The organism is Agromyces sp. P1_H4 (genome assembly GCF_056405255.1).
On the sequence record NZ_JBFUCL010000318.1, the window covers coordinates 1 to 4,476 of the forward strand.

Here is a 4,476-nt window from a genome sequence, read left to right on the forward strand (position 1 = left end):
CGCGACGCCGAGCCGCATCCGCTCCGTCGGGGGCAGCACGGTCGCACGGTCGTCGAGCGTCCGCTGCTCGGGAACGACCCGCGGTGCGGGCGAGAACCGCGGCTCGACGATGACGAACGCCGCGACGATCGCGAGGAGCACCGCGTCGATCGCGAGCGACGCGGCATCGGGCTGCGGTTCCCACCAGTCGAGGATGGCGAACCACACCACCACGGCCGCACCGATCACGTACAGCGCGCGTGGGACCGCGGTGAGCACGAGCCACGTCCGAACGTCGAGCGGGCACCGGTCCCAGACGATCGACCGCTCGGTCTGCTTCTGCATCAGCTGGTTCAGCCAGATGAGCAGCGCTGCGAGCAGCGCCGACGCGATCACCCAGCCGATCACCGTGAGGCGGGGCGGGTCGGCCTCGTCGTCGATGAGGAACGCGACCGAGGCGGAAGCGGCGGAGCCGTCGAGCCCCGGGACGAGTGCGATGGCCGATCCGATCGCGCCGGCGATGGTCGTGATGAGCCAGGCGAAGACGGCGGACATGCCGGACAGCCCCGGCAGCATCCCGGCGATGAACAGGGCGGCGATGGTGCTCAGCCCGAGGGACTTCTTGTCGATCACGACGAGGCGGTTGCGGATGTAGTCGACGGGGGCCGCGACGGTCGGGAAGTCGGGACCGAGCAGGTGTCGCACGGTGGGCTCGACTACCTGCACGGTGTTCGCGTAGTAGACGCCGTGGTCGAGCCAGGGCTGGCTCGTGTTGTGCACGGCATGCTCCTCGGGTCCGAGGGCGAGCGTCTCGTCCGAGGGGAAGTACGCGGCCTGCCAGCGCTTGCGAGCGTCAGCCGGGGTGTCGGCGATGGGGCCCGCGGAGAACGGGTCCCAGATCGCCCAGTGGTTCGCCCAGGCGACCCGGTCCTCGGGCGCGGCGTCGCGGTTCCGCTCGATCCAGGTCTTGACGGGCGTGTACTCGTCCTTGCGGCCCTGCCACTTCTCACGTCCGAGCAGCACGACCGCGGCTCCGACCGTCGTGAGTCGCCGCACGTTGAACGACTTCGGCTCGAGCTCTTCGAACAGGGCGAACGTCGCGACGGCGGCGCCCTGAGAGTGAGCGAACAGGTGCACCTCGCCGTCGTCGCCGACGAGCTGCTTCGCGTGGGCGAGCGCGTCGCGCACGACGAGCCGCATCGCGGAGGCGCGCACGGGCCGCTCCTTCCAGGAGGCGACGTCGCCGATCGACTCGACGAGGCCGTCGAGCACGCCTTGGGCGATGTTCTTGAACCACGGGATGAGCAGCAATGGGCTCAGCAACGGGAGGATCGGCGTGAGCACGACGCCGAGGAGCACGAGGAACAGCCAGACCACGGCGAACGCGATCGTGTTGACGAGCAGGCGGATGCCGTCGACGAGGAAGTTCATCGTGCGGGGGAGCAGCAGCGTCTGGCGGGGCGCACGGAGGTGGTTCCCGAGCGTGAGCGCCGAGAGCACCACCATGGTGTTCCAGAAGAGGTCGAGCGTGCGCGTGATCACCCGCCACATGAACGGCACCGCCCAGCGGAACACCTGGGCGCGGGTCATCGGCACGAACGACTCCGACCAGCGCGCCTCGAGGATCGCGATGCGGCGCTCGACGGTCTCGGGTGGGGCATCCGGGGCAGCGGGATCACGGCGCTTCGGGAACCGGACGGTGGCGGTGACCACCGGCGTGTCGCCCGAGAGGTCCGAGTCGTGGATCGTCACCCCATGACTCTCGTCGGCGCCGATGATCCGGTCCCGTGCGACCCAGTCCATACGCTCCAGGAGCGGCTCCGCCCACTCGAGCAGGATCTGGCTCTTGAACGCATTGCCCATGCCGTGGACCACGACGAGGGCGACGTCGAACGCGCCATCGTCGGGCGCCTTGGCCGATTCCGAGCCCGCGGCGGGGGCGATGAGCATGGGATCCTCCTGCGTCGACGGCACGACGATGTGATGACGGCCTGAGCGAACGCTAGTGCGAGCCGATCGCGCGCATCAAGCGTTCGAGCGGGAACGGGCGTTGCGCCGGCGGAGCGCGCCGTAGCCGCGGAGCAGCTGGGGCACCACGAGGTAGACCGCGAGCGGCACCACGACGAGGGTGAGCGCGAAGGCGCGCAGCACGGGCGGCCACCCGTCGGAGATCGGGCCGATGACCGTCATGCCGAGGGCGACGAGGGGGAAGATCGCGAGCCAGGTGATGACCGCTCGCACGTGCACCGAGGGCGGACCGGCCGGGGCCGATGCGGCAGGGGCCGATGCGGCCGGGCCTGCGGCCGTGGTCGAGGGGGTCGCGGGAATGGCGGCGACGGATCCGGTGCTGGTCTCCATGGGAGCTCCTCTGGTCAATTCCAACTGAACGGTTGTAATTGAAGCACAACGAAAGGCTATCCGCAACTACCCGGTTGGAAATTGCTAGACTGTCGCCATGGCCTGGGACACGGAACGCACGAAGCGATTGCTCCTCGATGCCGCGACCGCGGAGTTCAGCGCCTACGGACTCGCCGGCGCCCGCATCGATCGCATCGCCGCGACCGCCGGGGTCAACAAGGAGCGCATCTACCAGTACTTCGGCAAGAAGGACGACCTGTTCGCGCAGGTGCTCGCCACCCGCCTCCGAGCCTCGATGGACGAGGTGCAGATGACGGGAACCGGGCCCGAGGCCGTCGGCGAGTATGCCGGCCGCCTCTTCGATCACCACCTCGCCGACGGGGTCATCCCGCGCCTCGTGTTCTGGGAGGGACTCGAACGGGGTGCTGCCACCGCCGCCGACCTCGACCGCGCGGCCTATCACGCCGAGAAGGTCGAACTGTTCCGGCGGCTCCTCCCGGGCGTCGACGGCGAGGCCGCGGGCCAGCTCCTCCTGACGATCGTCTCCCTCGTGAACGCGTGGCCCGTGCTCGGCCACCTCGACGCCTTCCTCGTGGGCGACGGGCCCGGCGCCGCCGACCGGCGCCGCGCCGTCGTCGTCGCGACCGCCACCGTGCTCGCCCGCGACGCGCTCGCACGCGCCGGAGCGACCGCCGACTCGACGGTCGACGCGGCATCCGACCGGGCGCTCGACGCCGCATCCGACACCGCCCGCTCCTGACCCGAGTGGAACATCAGGGATACCCCTGATCCTCTGCGCGTCCGCCGCTCGTAGCGTGGAACCCGATCGCCGGGCCGCGAACCGCAGGGGGAACTGTCAATCGCGGCCGGTCGATCGGACAGCCGGTCAGCACCTGCCTCGTGCGGGTGCCGGCCGGCTTCCCCTGTCTCCCGGGTCGGCCGGGCGAGGCCCGGCGCAGCCCGGCGACGACGAGCGGAGCACCCATGGACGAGCGCAATGACCGGATGACACAGCACCGGGGCATCGGGCAGGCACGCCAGGCGCAGGCCGGCCTCCTGCCGAAGCGGCTCGATCGCGCGGTGAGCTGGTCGGACTTCCGCACCGCCGTGCGCTACGACCCGGCGAACCGGATGCTGCTCGCCGTTCCCGCGATCAGTGCCAAGCGCGCCGAGCACCCCTGGCTGGGCGAGGCGGTCACGGTGCACACGCGCATGGGCGACGCCGAGGTGTATCGCCGGGAGTACGAGCACGGCGCGGTCTACTGGTCGGAGCGCACGGGAGCGCACGAGGTGCACGGCGAGATCGCGGCGCGCTGGCGCGCCGTGGGTGCCGAGCGGTCCTTCCTCGGACTGCCCACGACCGACGTGCAGCGGCTGGTGATCGACACGGATGCCGCAGCCGACGGCGCCCCCCACGCGGGCGGAGCGGGCGGGTTCGCGCACTTCCGGGGCGGTTCGGTGTACTGGACCCCCCGCCACGGCGCGGCCATCGTGCACGGCATGGTCCGCGACATCTGGGCGCTGCTCGGCTGGGAGCGTTCGCCGCTCGGCGTGCCGGTGGCCGACGTCGTCGTCGACCGGGCGACGGGCACGATGAGCGGATGCTTCGAGCACGGCTCGATCACCTGGTCGGCCGCGCGCGGGCCCGATATCGCGCTCGATGCCGGCTGCGCGACCGGCGATGCCGGCGTCGACCGCGAGTCGCTCGACCGGCTGCACTCGGGCTTCGCCCCTCGAGCCTGACCGCCGCCCGAGCCGCGGCGATCGCCGGCTCAGCCCTGCGTCTCGCGCCAGACCGGCGAACTCGTGAGCCGCACGCCGTCGAGGGCGACGAGCGGGCCGTCGACGGAACGGCGCCGGGTCTCGGCCTCGGCGGGGAGGCGCACGGCCGCGTCGGGATGCAGCGGCACGACGCGCAGCGTGATGCGCGAGCCGCCGGCGGCCCTCGGGCCGAGGGCGTCGAGGCCGATGAGCCAGGGCGTCCCGTCCCAGAACCGGTCGAGCACCACGCGCCCGTCCACCTCGAGCACCGCCACGTCGCCGGCCCAGTCCACCTCGAGCACGCGTCGGCCGGGTGCGAACTCGGGGAGGGCGATCGTCCAGGTCGACGCGTGGCGCGCGATGGCCGCGGCATCTGGT

The 4,476-nt window shown here is 71.7% G+C and carries 4 protein-coding genes and 1 pseudogene; 2 read left to right on the top strand and 3 right to left on the bottom strand.

Annotated features, from left to right (window positions below; all coding sequences use genetic code 11):
- The coding region (locus AC1DY2_RS16135) for a hypothetical protein (protein WP_476763344.1) at positions 1-1,929 on the bottom strand (1,929 nt) is incomplete at its 3' end.
- 75 nt (positions 1,930-2,004) lie between these two features.
- The gene (locus tag AC1DY2_RS16140; protein WP_476763345.1) at positions 2,005-2,337 is read right to left on the bottom strand and encodes a hypothetical protein; all 333 of its coding nucleotides are present in this window, start codon (positions 2,335-2,337) and stop codon (positions 2,005-2,007) included.
- Positions 2,338-2,434: 97 nt separating this feature from the next.
- Here AC1DY2_RS16140 and AC1DY2_RS16145 point away from each other — a divergent pair, with 97 nt between their 5' ends.
- The gene (locus AC1DY2_RS16145) at positions 2,435-3,097 is read left to right on the top strand and encodes a TetR/AcrR family transcriptional regulator (protein WP_476763346.1); all 663 of its coding nucleotides are present in this window, start codon (positions 2,435-2,437) and stop codon (positions 3,095-3,097) included.
- A gap of 245 nt (positions 3,098-3,342) precedes the next feature.
- Complete coding sequence (locus tag AC1DY2_RS16150; RefSeq protein WP_476763347.1) at positions 3,343-4,080, top strand: LGFP repeat-containing protein; 738 nt, start codon at positions 3,343-3,345, stop codon at positions 4,078-4,080.
- Positions 4,081-4,109: 29 nt separating this feature from the next.
- On the opposite strand, the pseudogene AC1DY2_RS16155 reads toward AC1DY2_RS16150, so the two are convergent.
- A pseudogene (locus AC1DY2_RS16155) lies at positions 4,110-4,476 on the bottom strand (beta-galactosidase); the annotation flags it as partial.

Coding starts and splice junctions, on each gene's coding strand:
- AC1DY2_RS16140 (WP_476763345.1), bottom strand. CDS start 2,337: ATGGAGACCAGCACCGGATCCGTCGCCGCCATTCCCGCGACCCCCTCG.
- AC1DY2_RS16145 (WP_476763346.1), top strand. CDS start 2,435: ATGGCCTGGGACACGGAACGCACGAAGCGATTGCTCCTCGATGCCGCG.
- AC1DY2_RS16150 (WP_476763347.1), top strand. CDS start 3,343: ATGACACAGCACCGGGGCATCGGGCAGGCACGCCAGGCGCAGGCCGGC.